Origin of the sequence: Treponema vincentii (assembly GCF_010365865.1) — a bacterium.
Taxonomy (GTDB): domain Bacteria; phylum Spirochaetota; class Spirochaetia; order Treponematales; family Treponemataceae; genus Treponema.
Genome location: NZ_CP048020.1, coordinates 2,333,752 through 2,350,526, shown reverse-complemented (window position 1 = coordinate 2,350,526; position 16,775 = coordinate 2,333,752). Strand labels below are relative to the sequence as shown.

Sequence of the window (16,775 nt, the reverse complement as noted above, 5' to 3'; positions counted from 1 at the left end):
ATGAAAAAGATATTGGTTATCGGCAGTTTAAATGCCGATATGGTAGTTCGTGTTCCGCATATACCGGTAGCAGGCGAAACGATTTTAGCGGAAACTGTCGATATGATACCGGGCGGAAAAGGAGCAAACCAAGCATACGCAGCTGGTTCGTTAGGTGCGCAAACGGTTATGTTCGGAGCGGTCGGCGTAGACCGCTATGCTGAAATCGAAAAGAAGAGCTTACAGTCTGTAGGCGTGGATGTTTCCCGCCTTTTAGTACGCACTGATTGCGCAACAGGACTTGCGTGGATAACGGTAAACGATGCGGGCGATAACAGTATTGTTGTTGTTCCCGGTGCTAATAAAACACTGTCAGAAAAAGATATCGCCGATAACGACGATTTGCTGCACAGCTGTGATATCATATTGTGTCAGCTGGAAATACCGATACAAACGGTAGTGTACGCCGCCCGCAGGGCAAAAGAATTAGGCAAGACATTTATTCTTGATCCCGCTCCTGCACCGAAACTATTTCCTTCCGAACTCTATGCATACATTGATATTATCAAGCCGAACGAGACGGAACTCTCATTACTGACGGGCAAAGATGTTTCGGACTATGAAAGCGCTTCCGATATGCTGCGTACAAAAGGTGTAAAGAATGTCATTGTTACACTCGGCGAAAAAGGTGCTTTTGTAAATTCCGAATCGGAGGGAAAGCATCTTGTACCTGCTCGTTCCGTTCCCGTTGTCGATACGACAGCCGCCGGTGATTCTTTTACAGCTGCGCTTGCGGTTCGGCTTGCGTCCGGTTCTTCGCTACTGCAGGCCGTCCGTTATGCAACTGAGGTCGCAGCAATTGTTGTTACCCGTAAGGGAGCGCAAACCTCAATCCCCTCGGCGGCAGAGGTACCCTTTGACGATAAATGATATAGCCGAGCTTGCCAGTGTTTCCGTTTCGACGGTTTCAAAAATTATCAACGGAAAGGATAAAGGGATAAAGCTTGAAACGCGCGAACGAGTGCTTAAAATCGTTAAGGAATACCGGTACACTCCCTATGATTTTATTAAAAATAATACGAATTCAAAAAGCTTTTTATTAGGGCTTGTACTGTCGGGCATAAAAAAACGGCAATCGATCTCAAACGGTTTTTTGCATGAAGCGGAGCGGCAAGGGTACCAAGTGCAGGTGTGCCTTTCTACTTCTGCGGAAAGCGAATCAAAACACATCGCCGCCTTATGTAAGAATAGGGTAGAAGCGGTTCTATGGGAACCCGTCGAAGTTGCTGCAGAAAATGATACTTCCGGTATTGTTGCAGAAGGTGATAGTGTCGGAACGGCGGCGACAGTATGCAATAGAACTGGAGCTGCTGCGGTGTTGCATAAACGCGGTATTCCGTTTCTAGCGCTGAATACCAATGCTGTCGGTTCCAACGGTATATTCTATGACTACCAAAAAGCAGGATATACCGCAGCAGATATATTGTTACAATTGGGGCATACGAAAATACGCTGTTTATATGATGGTACCGATATGCAAGAATGTGCAATACGGCAAGGCGTTGAGCGGTGTCTATTCGATCACCATTGTTTATATGTTGAATGTAAAAATGTTCAGGAAGCGCTTTCGGTACATAATTGTTCTGCGCTTGTTTGCTGTGATTGGGATACGGCGGTAACGGCGTATGAGTATGCAACGGTACATAAATTCCGGATACCGCAGGATCTTTCCGTTATCTGTATCGACGATGCGGAATATATCAAACCCTTTCCGCCCATATCGGCGATTCCGCTTTCCTTATTTCATTTCGGAGGCTTTGTATGCCGGTATTTAATAGATAAAATCGAAAAGAAAGCAACGGATATACCGACATATACCGAAGCATTTACTTGTAATCATTACAAAAGCATTGATCTACCTGCACCCTTGCGTAAAAAACGAATCATCGTTGTAGGCAGTATCAATATGGATATCTTGCTTACCGTAAACAATTATCCTCAGACCGGAGAAAGCATTTCTGCTGAAAGTGTTTCGATAATACCGGGCGGCAAGGGGATAAATCAAGCGGTCGGTGCGGCGAAGCTCGGTGCCAAGGTGTCGCTGGTCGGCAATGTCGGAAGGGACTTTGATGGTGATATGATTTTGAACCTCTTACATGATAACGGCATTGATGCAACGGCTGTGCATGTAGACGAAGAGCATTCTACCGGTAAAGCCTATATTCATATCCAAGGTGATGGAGAAAGCGGTATCGTATTATACGGCGGTGCTAATGAAACGATTTCTGCAGATTCAATATACCGCAGCGAACAGCTCTTTACCGATGCAGTTTTTTGTTTGTTGCAAACCGAAATACCTATGGAAGCAGTTAAAAAGACGATTGAAACCGCACGAAAATATAACGTTGCAATTATGCTGAAACCTTCCGCCGTAAAAGAAATAGCGGAAGAACTTTTACCGGAACTGGATTATTTTATTCCGAACCGTAAAGAATTATACAGACTGTGTCCCATTGCCGGAACATTGGAAGAAAAAGTCGCATGGTTTTTGGAAAAAGGCGTCAAGACGGTTATCGTAACGCTCGACAGCGATGGCTGTTATGTACGAACTTCCGAATACGAGCGATGGTTCCCAGCTGTCGATATATTCAAACCCATCGATACAACTGGAGCTGCCGATGCCTTTATTGCGGCACTGGCCGTCTTTTTATCCGAACAAAAAAGCTTGTCTGACGCATTGCCGTATGCACTTTATGCCGCCGGATTTTCGACAACGCGGGTAGGGGTTGTTCCGTCTTTAATCGACAGAGCGACACTGGAGCAGTGTTGTATATAGGCCGGCGGATTATGGCGGAAGCTGTGTAGGAATTAAGGTGGATGGAAACGGATCGGTGTGGGATTTATATTTAGATTATATTTTCTCCTTTTTTTATTTACAAGCGAGAAAAACGGATTTATACTTTATATGTAATGACTCAATAGTAATGCAAGCTCACGGGTCATTCATAAATCCAATTCACAGGAGGGTACTCTTTATGGTAACGTTTTTGCTGTGTATTGCAGCACTCATTGTCGGTTACTTAGTGTACGGTACATTTGTAGAAAAAAGTGTTTAGTCCGAATGAAGCCAATCGGACTCCGGCTATGGCTAATCCTGACGGAATAGACTATGTGCCGATTTCAAAACCGAAAGCTTTTTTAATCCAGCTTTTGAATATTGCCGGTTTAGGGCCGATCTTCGGCGCAATCTCCGGCGCTTTGTGGGGGGGACCAAGCGTTTATCTTTGGATTGTCGGCGGTACGTTGCTCGCCGGAGGTGTACACGATTATCTTTCCGGTATGCTCTCAGTACGTAATGACGGCGCCAGTATTACCGAAATAACCGGTAAATACTTAGGTCATACCATGCAGAATATCATGCGTGTATTCGGCTTGGTGCTGCTCGTTATGGTCGGTGTCGTATTTATGGTGGGGCTGGCGGGATTGCTTGCGCTGCTGACTCCGGAATGGCTGAATGTAAAAGTGTGGACAATTATCATCCTTGTATACTATTTCCTTGCGACCCTTCTTCCAGTCGATAAGGTTATTGCACGATTCTATCCGATTTTCGGCATTTTCCTTATTTTAATGGCTGTCGGCGTTTCGATTGCAACAATGCTGAATAGCGGAACCCGCCCTATGATGGAACTGACACTCGAAAACCTCTACCCAAGTGCACACCAGCGCCCTATTTGGCCGTTGATGTTTATTACGGTAGCGTGTGGCGCTATTTCAGGCTTCCACGCAACGCAGTCTCCCATTGTTTCGCGTACGTTAAAGAATGAAAAAGAGGGACGCTGGGTTTTCTACGGCGCAATGGTTGCCGAAGGTATCATCGCAATGGTATGGGCGTCGGCAGCAATCGCGTTCTTTTGGAACAAAGACGGATCAGGTACCGGCCTTAAAGCTCTCCTCGACATCGGCGGTGGTAATTCAAAATCGGTTTACTCCATCTGTACCGGCCTTCTTGGGACGGTCGGCGGTGCAATCGCTATGGTCGGCGTTATTGCGTGTCCTATTACTTCGGGCGATACCGCGTTCCGCAGTGCTCGTATGATTATTTTTGACTGGTTTAAACTCGACGAAAAGAAATTGAAGGTACGGCTTTCAATCGCGGTGCCGCTACTGCTGGTCGGATACTGCATTTCGCTTATCAACTACAACGTTGTGTGGCGCTATTTCTCATGGTCAAATCAAACGCTTGCGATGATTGTTTTATGGACGGGCGGCGCTTACCTTGCGACAAACTATCCTAACCGGAATCGCTGCTGGATCGCGGTTATTCCTGCTACCTTTATGTCGGCTGTTTCCGTTACCTATCTGATGTATGCGCCGGAGTGTTTCAATCTGGTTCGGCTCGGCATGCAGGGAATTACGATTTCGTATGTCGTCGGTATTGTCGTTGCAGCGGTATTCTTTATCATCTTTATGACGAGAATTTATATGCGGCCTCAACAGAGCCTTGAAAGTCAACGGAAGATTATTATCGGACGTGCGCATCATAGTAATTAAATAATATGATGAAGAAGCCGCCTTAACAGAAGTGACGGCTTCTTCATCACGCCGGTAATCTGTCACACGTTCTTTTACAGCATATACACATTTGTGAAAATCGCTAAAAAACTGAAGTCTTTTGAGGATCTAATACCGAGCAGCTTTTACATATCCGTATTATTTATATTGAAGAATAGAGATTAAAAATAAGCAGTTATTAAAAGCAAACTAAAGACAGGAAAAGAATAATGCCGTCGGACAGAATCGAACTGTCGACACAAGGATTTTCAGTCCTTTGCTCTACCGACTGAGCTACAACGGCAAAAATAATAAAGAACTTATATCCGATTTTTTTACATGTGTCAAGTATCCATGTACAGCTTTATTCTATATCGTAGATAATCTTTTCGGGCGGCTGTTCAAGCAATTCAGGTTCCTCTAAATATTTATGCAATTCATGGAAAGCGGATGCATAGTAAAATCCGTCGCAGATGCGCTCATCGGTTGTAACAGTAAGGTCGAGGTTCCGTATGTTAGTAACCGTGCCATCTCGCGTAATTTCTTGTGATCTCCGCATTGCACTAAAAGTAATAAATACGGGGGCATTACCGAAATTGTACAAATGGTGAAATATAGGACGGATACCTAATGATCCCATAGAAGAGAATACAACAGAACAGTGAAAAGGACTGAGCAGTCTCAATCTTTCCGGTAACAAGTTGTGGAAATCGAGCCAGTTCAGAAACGCGATCGCTGCACGTAATTGAAAATTCGGCATAAATCCAAGTTTACGTGCGATTTTATCAAAAGCACTCTCTTTTTCTTTCCGCGTATTTCGATATTCATCTATTTTATGGGTCATCTCGTTATATACATCAGTAACGGTTGCACTTCGGTCAAAGAAAAACTTCATCATTGTTTCTTCGGCTTCCAGCGTCATCTCTTTCTTGACAGCCATAACAACTTCTATATTATGGCGAGCATAAAGCCGTAATCCACTTAAAAATCGGTTAATTCCCGGCCGTTGAGATATAGTTCGTACATAGGCAGCGATCACTACATGCATAATACCGAAACCGGTAAGGCCTTCTGCCCTCTTTTTATGCACGAAATGTTCAATTGCCGCTACATTGATGCTGTCTTGAAATAAATTTTGTGATCCTATTCTTGATGGCATAATAAAGGGAGCCACTACCGTCATAGGCTCTACCGAACGGATACGTCTTCCTTCTTTTCTATCGCCGAATCGTCGTTTGGCTGGAATGGGCATAGCTACTTTTTTAAGTTCCAATTCAGTTTTTTTGTCTTTCATATTTTGCATTTCCTATTAAATGTTATATTTCTTATTAGAGGTACTTTATTATTCATAAATTATTATTTTTTGCTAGAGAACCGAATCGACAAGTGTCTTAAAAGAGCTATCCAATGTTTCATTGTATTGCTGAGGCTGTACCATAAAAAGGCCGTTTTTAACGATAATTGACGCGTGTTCTTCTCTGTTATAGGAAGAGTCATTTTTTCGAAATTGCTGTGCTTTTTCTAACAGTCCCTTCTGTTTATCAGTTGTGTACATTTGCCGCACTGCAAGTATTTTTGAAAGTAAATTTGTAAATTCGCAGAGGTCATCGGGAATTTCCTCCATAAGTGTGCGGCTAGGCATCGCATTAGTTATCCCGGATAATAAAGTAGTAAACTCGTCCCAATGCTTATTCAAAAAATTTATAATAATCTCTTTTTTCATTTTTTCCCTTGTTGATTGGTTCTCCCTTTCTATATCGGCATAAAATGAGGGGCTTTCAATAACAAGAAAAAATCACCTATTAGGGAAATAGAGTTTTAGGTACTGTTCGACAAAAATATGCTTCCAAGAAAATTTCGTATGGAGTGCTGTGTATGCCTGTAAAATAATATTTTTAAAATATGGAATATCGATGAGTTTTGTTTTATCGCTTGTAAAAAAATGTTCCGCTTGTTTCAGTATGGCCTCCGTTAATATTTTAATATGTATGTCGGTATTTTGTTCTTCGCCGTCCGGGAGCTTGTATAAGAAGCCTGTTTTTCCGTCTATGATTTTCTGTAAGCCTCCTTGTGCGTTTGCAATCGGGATAGTACCGTAGACCTGCGCGATAAGGTCCTCCAAGCCGCATGGCTCAAATAAGCTTGGTAAAACAATAAAGTCCGCTGCGGCAGTGATGAGCCGAGCAGCCTTCCGGTTATATCCCTTGCAATACACAAATTTCCCGGGCAGCGCGGCAGCGAGAGCGATTGCTTCGGCTTCAAGCTCGGGGTCTCCCTGTCCCATTACGATGAATCGCAGGCTAGGGGAGTGTTCCAGTATAAGGGGAATTGCTTTGAGTAATACGTCTACGCCTTTTTGCCGAACCAACCGGCCGTGATACATCAGGTAGAGTGTTTTATTTTTCTCCTGTCGGTCTATGCTGCCGTATTGCTGTATGCCATCATACAGTGGCGCTGTACAGGTCTGCGTCTGCAATTTATCCAATAAAAATGAACGGCAGGCATATTTTCCTTCAAATTGTTCTTTTTGTACGTCGAATGCAAAGGGAAGCCCTGAACATTCCGTATTGCAAGGATTATAGGCTGTAAAGTCAATTCCGTTGGTGATACCGGTAATGTGAATATGCCTTTCGGCAAGGCTTTTTGGAAAAAGATAGGAATACGGCGAATGTTCCGGCGAAATCAGTTGTTTTGCATACCACGGAGAAACCGTCGTTAAATCGGCAAAGGCGGAACCGACAAGAAAGGGTTCGACGGTATAATCGATTTTGCCGTATTCCAATACCCTGCGGGGGAGGTCGGTTAAATGTGCCGCATATTCAAATGAATAAAAGGTTTGACGGTAGCCGTCCCCTGCGTTATGAATAGTGATAAGTGCGCGTGTATGCCTAAATAGCCGCCTACCCGTACAGCGGGCGAAGATAAACGCAGGCAGCAAAGCGGTGTGGGCATCATGGCAGTGCAATACCTGCGGAGCGATATGATGCCGTAACCCATAGCAATAGATTGCTTTTTTGGAATAATACGTTCATTTCATGGCTGTCTACGTAACCGTCTCCTTTTTTAAGATCGGGCCGGTGCAGCTTTTCCCTAAAATAATCGAGTTCTTCGGTGCAGTAGGTATAAATATCTTTTTTTTTTCCGTGAAAATGCCGGAGTCGATAAAGATGAAACGGATATTTTTCCTGAAAAGTTCAAAATATCTCACTAAATGCGATGTGTCGCCGACACGGATGTTCACTTCTCCTGTACAGTTATCCAGAACCTCGCTATTGTTACCGTAATGGGGCAAAAATACCGTAACCGCAAAACCGGAATCGGCAGCTGCTTCTGCCAACGATTTTACAACGTTTTTTACGCCTCCGGCTTCTGCAAAACCGGCATATTCACGGCTTACAACCCATACGGATGCATTGTTTTCTTTGCTGCTCATAAAAGTAGAATATCCTTAAAGAAAAATAAAATAGGAACCCGCTAAAAACCGTAATTTTCAGGAATATCCGCTATGTTGTACGATTAAACAGATCCGGCCTGAGTTTTTCCGCCCCGCCCAAATAAACCGGTACGGCTTTCTTTTTCCCATAGTAATAAAAGAGAAAACGGATTATACCATGAGGACTGCCGTCGATATTCGGTTCCGCACTGCAAAAAAGCACAGTCGCAGAAGCATAACCGGCGGAGCGCAATAAAGTTGCAGGATTTGCTGCCGTTATATCGGATGTAATCGAAAATTGTAGGGAAATGATGTCTTTCTCATGCAATCTGTTGAGTTCCAAAAAGCGTGTGTATGCGGTAACGACGGCAGTTTTGATCTGCTCCTGTGTATTTTGGGCGCATACGGCTGCTCTTCCTGCGTACAGTTTTTTCCGAAAAATCATTGTATGTCCTTATGCCTGATTGATACCGTTAGAAAGTAGAAGAATAGCGGAAGCTACGATTGCGATTGCCAGCCCGAATATGCAGGCGATACCGCTGATAATGCAGCGACCGAGGTAGTAGGGTTTCCGTAAATAAATACTATAGTTAATCTCAAACAAAAAGGCAAAAACAGCAACTAAGAACAGTAAGATGCCGCCTGCTATCAGAAATCGTAGAATAATAATCTGACTTGAATCCAGAAAGTTTTGAACATTCCCCAAAATAAATAAAACAAATAAGGCAATCAGAACGGTAAAGAGGAAAAGTACGGTTCTATGCAAAAAACGAATAGTGACGTGTTTTCTAATTATCGGAGATGCCATTATTGATCGAGTATAACTTGTCCGATTGGAACATGCAAGGGTGCGCATTGCCTAGTCCGGATAAACATCAGCTCGGTGATGGGGTGCGCTTTATCGAGGCCTTTTTGTTCAAACTTGGTTTTGGGACGCCATGGCTGCGGAGGGGCGAAACCTTCGTATTTTGAACGGAGCCCTTCGGTGGCCGAAAGTTCGGCAAAGGCGTCCTCCGCATAGTCGTACCAATCGGTTACCATGTAAAGGTAGCCGTTTTCTTGCAGTTTTTGAGCCAGCAGGTCGGTTCTCGGGCGATGGAGCAGCCGTCGTTTGTGATGTTTTTTCCTTTGCCACGGGTCGGGAAAAAAGATATGGAACCCTGCAATTGAGGCGTCGGGAATCATATTTTCCAATACTTCGATAGCGTCGTGTTCGATAATGCGGATATTTTTAAGATCGCGCTGTTCAATTTCGTTTAACAGCTTCCCGACCCCTGCTTGAAAAACTTCAATTCCGATATAGTTGATTTCGGGATGCTGTGCTGCGATTTCAGCTGTTGCGACTCCCATGCCGAAGCCTATTTCGATGATGACCGGGTGATCATTCGCAAAAATCCCCGGAAAGGAAAGCTGCTGCGCTTTGTAGGGGATGCACCAGCGCGGCGCATATTCGGCATACGCTTTTTTTTGAGCCTCAGTAATCCGCCCCTTTCGCAGTACAAAGGTTCTGATGGGGCGTCCCTGCGGCGGCGTATCGGCTATGCCGGTTTTTTCACTATGGTCTGTCTGTTCTGTTATCATGGTATTCCTTCTTTGCTGTGAGAGCGGCCTAAAAAGAACCTGTTTTTTACAGCTTCTCGTGATTCACTTTTTCGATAAGCGAAAAATACAAGGGGCCTGCTCCTCCGCAGGTATCGGGTAAAAACCGGCTGCCAAACAGCGTTTTTTCGCCGAGTATGGGCGGTGTACTGTTTTTGCCGATTGTTTCGGGATTTGCCGCGCCAAATTCCATTGCTGCGGTACCGCTATGGATGGCAGCTTCGGTTCCGTATTTTTTTAACAGCTTTTGTACAACGCTGTCGTTTTCCTCATCGGCAAGCGCGCAGGTGGCGTATACTAAAAAGCCGCCCGGTTTAAGCAGCAGAAAAGCTGCCGAAAGGAGTGCCCATTGCCGCTGTGCCAGCATTTTAATCCGTGCCGGTGTCCAGCATGCAAGGTATTTCGCATCGGTAATCACATGGCGCTCCGAAGAACAAGGTGCATCCAGCAAAATGCGGTCGTAATAGGCTTGCCGATAGCGGGGGAAGGTAGCGGCGTCATAACCGGTAACTTCGATGCGGGCGCTTATGTCCGGCGGCAGGTGTTCATCAAGTACGGTTAGCAGCCGTGCTCGGCGTGCCCGCGACAACTCGTTTGCCTGTATCTGCGCTTCCTGTCCCATACCGGAGGCGAGTACCAGCGTTTTGCCGCCCGGAGCGGCGCACATATCCAAATAGCTGCCCTCATCAATCGGCGGAAGCGCCTGTGCCGCATAGATACTCGCCTGGTCAAGATAATACGGCTTTCCGCCGCATACCGAAAACGCCACCGGTTGCGTCTCTTGTAAGAGCGCTTCCCGAAGCGCCGTCCAACGGTTGTCGAAAAGAGCGTTGTAGTAAGCTTCGAACGCGGCTGCCCCGCTTACCTGCTTCGACCGCTTCACAGGTGCCGCTCCGCGCCTATCTGATGGCTTGTAGGTAATGCAGCCGGGGCAGTTGTGTCCGTACCTGCTTCATGGTGTCCTTTATTTGTGAACGCTGTATTGTTTGTGCATGCCTCTATGCAAGCTTTCCAGAGGGTATCGGGCTGCATCGGCGGCGCTTCAACGGTAATGTTTTGGTGCGTAACCGGATGGATAAACGAGAGCTTGTAGGAATGCAGCCGTATGCCGCCGCTCGGTTCACTGCGCCGCGCTCCGTATTTTAAATCTCCCTTGATGGGATGTCCGGCGGCTGCCATCTGTACCCTAATCTGATGCGTGCGCCCTGTTTCCGGACTGATACGGATAAAGTCGTACCGGTCGCCTTCTCCGCATAAAGTCCAATATAAAACGGCTTTTTTAAGCGCCGGCTCCTTATGCTTTTTAGGTTTTGTGATATCGGCAGCAGTTGTATTTGCATGAGTTATATCGATAGGAGCCGCGCCGGCAAAAGCTTTTTGTGTTTTGGTATGAAAGCCGAGCCAATGCTCCAGCCGCTGCGGCTCCGATACTGCTGCGGAGTGTACTGTAGACCGTTCGCATATTGCCCAATATTCTTTTTGCACAGATCCGGCTTCAAACGCGCGGGAAAACAGCGTTTGTACCTGTGCAGAAAAAGCTAGCAGTAGAAGACCGGATACGGGAGTATCAAGCCGGTTGACTGGAGTGACAAACGGTTTATGCGGAAAAAGCGGCGCGAAAAACGTTTGGGAATGCTCGCCGCTTGCTTTATACGCAACCGCACAGTAATCATCTTCAAAATAAATACGGGATGTTTCTTTGTACATAGTTCACAACAATAAAAACGCATTATAGTTATTTTTTTACGATGAGACAAGATACTTGACAAAGGTTTATCCAAGTGTTATGCTAAAATAAAAGGAGAAGTTATTATGAAAAGTTTGATTTTTATGGGATACCGCATATACTGCTGGGGGTAAACTTATTGATAGTAAATTATCTGTTAAGGAATCCTATTCGTTCTCTTACTCCTGTTGATGGCCTATACAAACAGCAGATTTCGGAATAGTATATTTGCGCTTGTAACTATTACGAAGGATGTTTTCTTTAACTAAGAAAGAAAAAAGTTAGGGCTGATATGGTATACAGAACAAAAACGGTAGAAGATACTATTAACTTTGGACAGGCTTTGGGCTGCTTACTCAATGCAGGCGATGTGCTCGCATTGCAAGGGTCGCTTGCTGCAGGGAAAACGCAGCTGACAAAAGGTATTGCGCAAGGGCTTGGTATATCCGAAGCAGTTACCAGCCCCACTTTCACCATCATATCGGAATATTATGGACGGTTGCCTCTTTACCACATGGATGTGTATCGTCTCAGCTCACCTGAAGATTTTTTAGATCTCGGCGTTGAAGATATGCTCTACGGTCAGGGCGTGTGTATCATCGAGTGGAGTGAAAAAATTATGTCCGAATTACCGGCACGCACCATCCTTATCCATATCAAAACAGAAGAAGATACAAGCAGAACTATTACTATCACAAACTGGCCGTATCAAACGGACAGCTTAATCGAATATGAGGCGGCACCATGAATATACTTGCAATAGATACCCTCACTCCGACCCTTACAATTGCAGCGCTTGGCTCTAAAGGATTGGTTACTCAATCCTTCGCCGGTAACGGTCCGTCCCATGCTGAACGGTTGCTCCCTCTGATTGATGCTGCCGTGTCAGCAGCGGGATTTACTGCCGCCGACACGGAAATAGTACTGGCGCCGGAAGGACCCGGTTCTTTTACCGGCCTAAGACTTGGCTTCGCCGCGGCAAAAGCGCTACAGCTCAGCAGTAATAGCTGCTTTATTCCCGTTCCTACACTTCCATGCATTGCATCACAGTATGAGGTGTGGAATGGAAGTATTGCCGCAGTGATAGATGCAAAAAGAGATCGCTTTTATATCCAACTCTTTAAAAACGGAACAGCAGTAACGGAAGCTTTTGACAAGACGGCGGCAGATATGCTCCCGTACTTTTCGGAAAACGAAGAATGGCTGGTTACCGGCTACGGAACGGCAGCGTTTAAAGATGCTGTTGCAATTTTACAAAGTAATATTCGCTTTTATTTTATTGAAGCGGCTCCTCTCTCTTTTTGCATATTCAATGATTAAGTATATGCAAAGGCACGGTAATGTACTGAAGAATGCTGCAGATTATGCGGGGCCTCAGTATGTTCGGAAGAGCGATGCGGAGAAGGACTAATCTATGGAAAAAAAGTATATCATCGGGACGGAAACAACAAATTACAGGAGAGATGTCAGCGGCAGAACAAGAGGCGTATTTTAACGAGCTTGCTGAATTAACAAAAGTAGGGAGTATCCCTACGATGATTGTAGACAGTAATTTGGTTATACGCCACATGACCGAAAGCGTATATAAACTGTTTGCAGGTTATTATACATTGGAAAAAAAGCCGTTTTTTAATGTTTTCGGTAGAGTCTTTACTCAAACGGAAATAAAAGACTTTTTTGAAAGTATACGATCGCGAGAAAAGGGTTGGTCATGGATCGGTAATATGGTTCATAAATCGCATACATTAAAAACATTGTATACGAGAGTACGGTTCCATCCGCTTTTTGATAAGGAGAATCGTTACTTGCTTGGATATTGGGTAATTATTGAAGATACAACGGCTCAACAGATCGAAATGTATAAAATGATGTTAAACGGTTTACTGCAAGCATCTATGTTGAAAGATAATGATACCGGAAACCATGCACAACGGCTCAATTTTTATTGCCAAGAATTTGCCGATTACTTGTTTGGACTTAACCGGTATCCTCAAATTACCCAGGACTTTGTCGATAATATTTCCTTTTTAGCTGCCATTCATGATGTGGGAAAAATCGGGACGCCGGATTATATTCTGCAAAAACAAAGCAAACTAACCGGCCTCGAATGGGAAGTAATGAAGGAACACACAATAAACGGAGCGCTTATTATGTCTTCTTATCCTATTGCAATGGCAAAAGAGATAGCGTTAAGCCATCACGAGCGATGGGACGGCTCTGGGTATCCGTTTAAATTGGAAGGAGAGATGATACCGCTTTCGGCAAGAATTGTAGCGATAGCTGATGTATATGATGCGTTACGTATGAAGCGTTCGTATAAAAACGAGCTTTCACATGATGAAGCGGTACAATATATTTTTGAAAATGCAGGAAAACATTTTGATCCACTGCTGGTAACGCATTTTAAAAAGATTCACCATGCATTTGATAGAATATGGCAAACCCTCAAAGATGAAGAAGAGGAACATTCTCCGGATTCCGTGCCACGAGCGGTGGTGTAGTGAGTGTTTAGCGATCAATTCATAATCAAAAGTTATCATTCCCCTGAATCGAATCGGACAGCTTGACGGTTTTTCGAGAATATACGGCACATCTGTTGCGTTGCATCAGGGATACCGAAAAAGTAATCGGTTTTTGAGGCAGCCCCCTGTTGATTCCATTGCACTATCGTATGCGTGTATCGGCGGCGAAATCCGCATCGGTGATGAGCGAGTAGGCATAGCCCTGTTCCGCAAGGAATTTTTGACGGTGGTCGGCGCATTCTTCTTCGACGGAATGGCGGGTTACCAGCGTGTAAAAAAACGAATCCCGTTCTTTAGGCCGGAGAATACGCCCGAGCCGCTGAGCTTCCTCCTGCCGGCTGCCGAAAGTTCCGGAAATTTGGATTGCCACAGAAGCATCCGGCAAATCGATTGCGAAATTCGCTACCTTGGAAACCACCAGTACGGAAATGTCGCCTGCTCTGAATGAGTCGTACAACACTTCCCGTTCGGCATTCGGTGTTTTTCCGGTAATGAGCGGCGCATGTACCGCTTCGGCTATCTTTTTCAGCTGTGTAATGTATTGCCCGATAATCAAAATTTGGTCGTCGGTATGCCGTGCAAGCAGCTGCCGGACAATCTCGTTTTTTGCTTCGTTCTCGCTCGCAATCCGGTGTTTTTCGCGCAAAGGGGCGGCGGCATACTCAATCTCTTTGGAAACCGGCAAGGGGATGCGTATCTCCGTACAATAGGCGTGGGCAATCCAGCCCTTTTCTTCCAGTTCCTTCCACGGCACGTCATAGCGCTTCGAGCCGACGAGACTGAATACATCACCTTCGCAGCCGTCCTCTCTGATCAGCGTTGCCGTTAAGCCGAGCCGTCTAATCACTTGCAGCTCTGCGGTAATGCGGAACACCGGAGCCGGAAGCAGATGCACTTCATCATAGATAATCAAGCCCCAGTTCCGTTCCCGGAACAGCTTAAAATGAGGGAACTCCGATTCGGTGTCCGGTCGCCATGTCAAAATTTGATAGGTTGCCACGGTAACCGGCTTAATCTCTTTGGTGTCGCTTGAATAAATACCGATGGTATCGGGTTCCAGTTCGGTTTTATCGATTAACTCGCGCTTCCACTGATGTACGGCGGCGGTGTTAGTGGTGAGAATCAGCGTATCAGTGTTCAGCATCGACATAACCAGCATACCGACAATCGTCTTACCTGCACCACAGGGCAACACAATCGTACCGAAGCCTGTTCCCGGCCCCTTATCACCGATAAAGGTTTCTGCCGCTTCCCGCTGATAGTCGCGGATAATAAAATCTTTTCCTTTTTTTGTCTGTGTACGTAAAGCTATCGCAAGCGGCGCACCGTCTTTCAACGGTACCTCATCGCGCACCGGCCAGCCCATTTTCAGCAACGCCTGCTTGACCGTACCGCGGTTCAAAAGCGCAATTAAAAACGAACGCGGCTTTTCTGCAGCAACCAGATACTTTGCGAGCTTCGGCGAAGCTTTTAATTCCTGATAAATCCGATCGCTTTCCGCTGTCAAATACAAAAACGAATTATCTTCACACTCGGTCAGTTTGATCTTGCCATATCTGCTGAACGTTTCTTCCACCCAACCGAGTACCGCAGGGGGAATATCAAAGCGGGAAAACCGTTTGAGCGTCTCCGTAATTTTTTCGGCAGTGAAGCCTGCGCTTGCGGCATTCCATAACGACAAGCCGGTTAAACGATAGGTATGCAAATGTTCGGGGGAATTTTCAAGTTCGGCAAAGGGGATAAGTGCAAAGCGTGCATCCGTTGCTTCCGGCGCATGGACGTCGAGTAATATGGAGCGGTCGCCTTGAATGATAAGCGGTTTTAACGAAGCGGACATAACGGATAATTTTACGCTATCCTTCACGTTTAGTCAAATCGGTCTTTTGAAAATAGACGGCGCATCTACTGCGTCGTTACGCAAAAGCGAATGCTCAACGTACAGTAAGTACGCCTCCGCTTCGCTTTTGCTAAACTCCTTGTATCTGCGCCGTCTATTTTCAAAAGCGATGGCTGTAAGGGGATTTCTTTCGTTACTGCGCACAAATTAATCCTCAACGTATCTCAGAGGCGACACGGATGTCGCTGGTTCCATACAGTAACAAGTTTGCAATGCAAACTTGCAGCCCAAAAATGAACAAGGATGTTCATTTTTGGGCGAGGATGGCGGGGGTATTAAGCAGTAGCGAGATTTGTGGTATACACAAATCTCGTCGTTGACCAGGGTACAGGGACGTACACTGGTCAACGGCGCATCTGCGGTGTCGCTCGTTCAGCGAAGTACGTCCGTGTACTTCGCTGAACACAAGTTTGACCGGTGTCAAATGGATTATCTTCGCTGTGCTGCTTGTTTTTCCGCTGCCATCGCATTGCGTAAAATGGTATTTATTCGGCTCTGATACCCCTTACCGTATGATTTAAGCCATACAATAATGTCCGAATCAAGACGGATTGAAAGAGGTTTTTTTATTGGACGATACATTTTAAAAAACTCTTCTTGTGTTAGCTCCGGAATATCAGATGTATCAATCGGTTGTTCAGCAAGTGTTTTTAACTGTTCTATCCGCTGTTGTGTAAGCATACTTTTAGCTTCCGAAAGTGTCATTGACTGCATCATAATACAACTCCTTTTCCTTATTTGTTGCAGGACGTGCCGATATAATTCTTACCTTTTGATTTCTTTCCGTATAAACAACCAACACAATAAGAACATTCAAAACCGTGCCGATAGCTAAAAATCTATCCTCTTTATCAGAATGAGCGGCATCATATAACTCTATATGAAGAGGATCATCAAAAACCAAAAGAGCTTCTTCAAAACCTATTCCATGTTTTTGCCTATTGATGGTATTTTTTTCGTTATCCCATTCAAATAACTCATTATCCATACTTAACTGTATATACATTTTAGTCATTTGTCAAGCGTATATTTTTTAGAGGTTTTCCTTAGATTTAATTTGCGATGTAA

At 45.0% G+C, this 16,775-nt stretch carries 16 protein-coding genes, 1 tRNA gene and 2 pseudogenes; 6 read left to right on the top strand and 13 right to left on the bottom strand.

Annotated elements, in window-relative coordinates; genetic code table 11:
• The 3 genes and pseudogenes from rbsK (at position 1) to GWP43_RS10975 (ending at position 4,530) form a co-directional block, all read left to right on the top strand.
• Positions 1–909, top strand: a complete 909-nt coding sequence (gene rbsK, locus GWP43_RS10985; protein ID WP_162664193.1) for a ribokinase — start codon at positions 1–3, stop codon at positions 907–909.
• On the top strand, positions 896–2,815 hold the full coding sequence (locus GWP43_RS10980; protein ID WP_162664192.1) for a PfkB family carbohydrate kinase: 1,920 nt from the start codon (positions 896–898) through the stop codon (positions 2,813–2,815). The genes rbsK and GWP43_RS10980 overlap by 14 nt, the downstream gene beginning before the upstream one ends.
• A 199-nt stretch (positions 2,816–3,014) precedes the next feature.
• Positions 3,015–4,530 (top strand): annotated as a pseudogene (locus GWP43_RS10975) (carbon starvation CstA family protein).
• Between the two features lie 231 nt (positions 4,531–4,761).
• On the opposite strand, the gene GWP43_RS10970 reads toward GWP43_RS10975, so the two are convergent.
• The 10 genes and pseudogenes from GWP43_RS10970 to GWP43_RS10930 all read right to left on the bottom strand — a co-directional run bounded on the left by GWP43_RS10970 (position 4,762) and on the right by GWP43_RS10930 (position 11,269).
• A tRNA-Phe gene (locus tag GWP43_RS10970) sits at positions 4,762–4,834 on the bottom strand.
• Positions 4,835–4,894: 60 nt separating this feature from the next.
• Entirely contained in the window at positions 4,895–5,824 is a 930-nt protein-coding gene (locus GWP43_RS10965; RefSeq protein WP_162664191.1) for a hypothetical protein, read from the bottom strand.
• Between the two features lie 72 nt (positions 5,825–5,896).
• The gene (locus tag GWP43_RS10960; protein ID WP_230977683.1) at positions 5,897–6,172 is read right to left on the bottom strand and encodes a hypothetical protein; all 276 of its coding nucleotides are present in this window, start codon (positions 6,170–6,172) and stop codon (positions 5,897–5,899) included.
• A gap of 153 nt (positions 6,173–6,325) precedes the next feature.
• Positions 6,326–7,006 carry a glycosyltransferase gene (locus tag GWP43_RS15015; RefSeq protein ID WP_414162735.1) on the bottom strand — a complete coding sequence of 227 codons (681 nt, stop codon included), beginning with the start codon at positions 7,004–7,006 and terminating at the stop codon, positions 6,326–6,328.
• Between the two features lie 207 nt (positions 7,007–7,213).
• Positions 7,214–7,963, bottom strand: a pseudogene (locus GWP43_RS15010) (glycogen/starch synthase); the annotation flags it as partial.
• A 70-nt stretch (positions 7,964–8,033) separates the two neighbouring features.
• Entirely contained in the window at positions 8,034–8,408 is a 375-nt protein-coding gene (locus GWP43_RS10950) for a chorismate mutase (protein WP_162664189.1), read from the bottom strand.
• 9 nt (positions 8,409–8,417) lie between these two features.
• Positions 8,418–8,771: a hypothetical protein gene (locus GWP43_RS10945; protein ID WP_162664188.1), complete on the bottom strand. Its 354-nt coding sequence runs from the start codon at positions 8,769–8,771 to the stop codon at positions 8,418–8,420.
• The gene (gene trmB / locus GWP43_RS10940; RefSeq protein ID WP_162664187.1) at positions 8,771–9,544 is read right to left on the bottom strand and encodes a tRNA (guanosine(46)-N7)-methyltransferase TrmB; all 774 of its coding nucleotides are present in this window, start codon (positions 9,542–9,544) and stop codon (positions 8,771–8,773) included. Before trmB ends, GWP43_RS10945 begins: the two co-directional genes overlap by 1 nt.
• 46 nt (positions 9,545–9,590) lie before the next feature.
• Positions 9,591–10,445 (bottom strand): RsmB/NOP family class I SAM-dependent RNA methyltransferase, encoded by an 855-nt coding sequence (locus GWP43_RS10935; protein WP_162664186.1) that lies wholly within the window; start codon positions 10,443–10,445, stop codon positions 9,591–9,593.
• Positions 10,442–11,269 (bottom strand): RluA family pseudouridine synthase, encoded by an 828-nt coding sequence (locus tag GWP43_RS10930; RefSeq protein WP_162664185.1) that lies wholly within the window; start codon positions 11,267–11,269, stop codon positions 10,442–10,444. The genes GWP43_RS10935 and GWP43_RS10930 overlap by 4 nt, the downstream gene beginning before the upstream one ends.
• A gap of 311 nt (positions 11,270–11,580) precedes the next feature.
• Between GWP43_RS10930 and tsaE the strand changes: the two genes are divergently transcribed.
• The 3 genes from tsaE to GWP43_RS10915 all read left to right on the top strand — a co-directional run bounded on the left by tsaE (position 11,581) and on the right by GWP43_RS10915 (position 13,789).
• A complete protein-coding gene (tsaE, locus tag GWP43_RS10925; RefSeq protein ID WP_162664184.1) occupies positions 11,581–12,036 on the top strand; it encodes a tRNA (adenosine(37)-N6)-threonylcarbamoyltransferase complex ATPase subunit type 1 TsaE in 456 nt (151 codons plus the stop codon).
• Positions 12,033–12,608, top strand: coding sequence for a tRNA (adenosine(37)-N6)-threonylcarbamoyltransferase complex dimerization subunit type 1 TsaB (gene tsaB, locus GWP43_RS10920; protein ID WP_230977682.1), 576 nt, complete (start codon positions 12,033–12,035; stop codon positions 12,606–12,608). The genes tsaE and tsaB overlap by 4 nt, the downstream gene beginning before the upstream one ends.
• Positions 12,609–12,751: 143 nt before the next feature.
• A complete protein-coding gene (locus tag GWP43_RS10915; protein ID WP_230977681.1) occupies positions 12,752–13,789 on the top strand; it encodes an HD-GYP domain-containing protein in 1,038 nt (345 codons plus the stop codon).
• A gap of 163 nt (positions 13,790–13,952) precedes the next feature.
• Here GWP43_RS10915 and GWP43_RS10910 read toward each other — a convergent pair whose 3' ends face one another.
• From GWP43_RS10910 to GWP43_RS10900, 3 genes are all read right to left on the bottom strand, one after another.
• The gene (locus tag GWP43_RS10910; RefSeq protein WP_162664849.1) at positions 13,953–15,647 is read right to left on the bottom strand and encodes a DNA repair helicase XPB; all 1,695 of its coding nucleotides are present in this window, start codon (positions 15,645–15,647) and stop codon (positions 13,953–13,955) included.
• Between the two features lie 489 nt (positions 15,648–16,136).
• Positions 16,137–16,412 (bottom strand): BrnA antitoxin family protein, encoded by a 276-nt coding sequence (locus GWP43_RS10905; RefSeq protein WP_044015505.1) that lies wholly within the window; start codon positions 16,410–16,412, stop codon positions 16,137–16,139.
• The gene (locus tag GWP43_RS10900; RefSeq protein ID WP_230977679.1) at positions 16,393–16,695 is read right to left on the bottom strand and encodes a BrnT family toxin; all 303 of its coding nucleotides are present in this window, start codon (positions 16,693–16,695) and stop codon (positions 16,393–16,395) included. Before GWP43_RS10900 ends, GWP43_RS10905 begins: the two co-directional genes overlap by 20 nt.
• Between the last annotated feature and the right edge of the window lie 80 nt (positions 16,696–16,775).

Bases quoted from the DNA above. Each gene is read 5' to 3' on its own strand.
- GWP43_RS10950 (WP_162664189.1), bottom strand. From the start codon at position 8,408: ATGATTTTTCGGAAAAAACTGTACGCAGGAAGAGCAGCCGTATGCGCC.
- trmB (WP_162664187.1), bottom strand. From the start codon at position 9,544: ATGATAACAGAACAGACAGACCATAGTGAAAAAACCGGCATAGCCGAT.
- rbsK (WP_162664193.1), top strand. From the start codon at position 1: ATGAAAAAGATATTGGTTATCGGCAGTTTAAATGCCGATATGGTAGTT.
- GWP43_RS10900 (WP_230977679.1), bottom strand. From the start codon at position 16,695: ATGGATAATGAGTTATTTGAATGGGATAACGAAAAAAATACCATCAAT.
- GWP43_RS10930 (WP_162664185.1), bottom strand. From the start codon at position 11,269: ATGTACAAAGAAACATCCCGTATTTATTTTGAAGATGATTACTGTGCG.
- GWP43_RS10910 (WP_162664849.1), bottom strand. From the start codon at position 15,647: ATGTCCGCTTCGTTAAAACCGCTTATCATTCAAGGCGACCGCTCCATA.
- GWP43_RS10960 (WP_230977683.1), bottom strand. From the start codon at position 6,172: ATGCCTAGCCGCACACTTATGGAGGAAATTCCCGATGACCTCTGCGAA.
- GWP43_RS10965 (WP_162664191.1), bottom strand. From the start codon at position 5,824: ATGAAAGACAAAAAAACTGAATTGGAACTTAAAAAAGTAGCTATGCCC.
- GWP43_RS10905 (WP_044015505.1), bottom strand. From the start codon at position 16,412: ATGACACTTTCGGAAGCTAAAAGTATGCTTACACAACAGCGGATAGAA.
- tsaB (WP_230977682.1), top strand. From the start codon at position 12,033: ATGAATATACTTGCAATAGATACCCTCACTCCGACCCTTACAATTGCA.
- tsaE (WP_162664184.1), top strand. From the start codon at position 11,581: ATGGTATACAGAACAAAAACGGTAGAAGATACTATTAACTTTGGACAG.
- GWP43_RS10915 (WP_230977681.1), top strand. From the start codon at position 12,752: ATGTCAGCGGCAGAACAAGAGGCGTATTTTAACGAGCTTGCTGAATTA.
- GWP43_RS10945 (WP_162664188.1), bottom strand. From the start codon at position 8,771: ATGGCATCTCCGATAATTAGAAAACACGTCACTATTCGTTTTTTGCAT.